Source organism: Paraburkholderia sp. SIMBA_027 (assembly GCF_046535315.1).
Classification (GTDB): Bacteria; Pseudomonadota; Gammaproteobacteria; order Burkholderiales; family Burkholderiaceae; genus Paraburkholderia; species Paraburkholderia tropica.
This window is the reverse complement of sequence record NZ_JAWRWY010000861.1, coordinates 1-262: the sequence shown is the minus strand read 5'-3', so window position 1 is coordinate 262 and position 262 is coordinate 1. Positions and strand designations below refer to the sequence as shown.

Genomic DNA, 262 nt, shown 5'->3' with positions numbered 1-262 from the left:
GCCAGCAACAAGGTGAAGAACGCCTGGGTCTGGATCACCAGCGAGGCCATGCCCGCCGGCATGCCGAACTTGAGGGCCGTGAACAGCAGGCCGAACTGGCCCAGGCCCTGCACCAGCCCGTAGGCCGCGATCCAGCGCCACGGCAGGCGCGGCGGCCGTACGAAGAGGATGAGGGGGAACGCCGCCAGGGCGAATCGCAAGGCCCCCAGCATCATGGGCGAGAGGCCTTTGAGGCCGATCTTCATGACGACGAAGTTCAGGC

At 67.2% G+C, this 262-nt stretch carries 1 protein-coding gene; it reads right to left on the bottom strand.

Annotation, left to right across the window (positions count from 1 at the left end; genetic code table 11):
* On the bottom strand, positions 1-260 hold a 260-nt coding region (locus tag SB764_RS41530), incomplete at its 3' end, for an EamA family transporter (protein WP_410866970.1).
* Between the last annotated feature and the right edge of the window lie 2 nt (positions 261-262).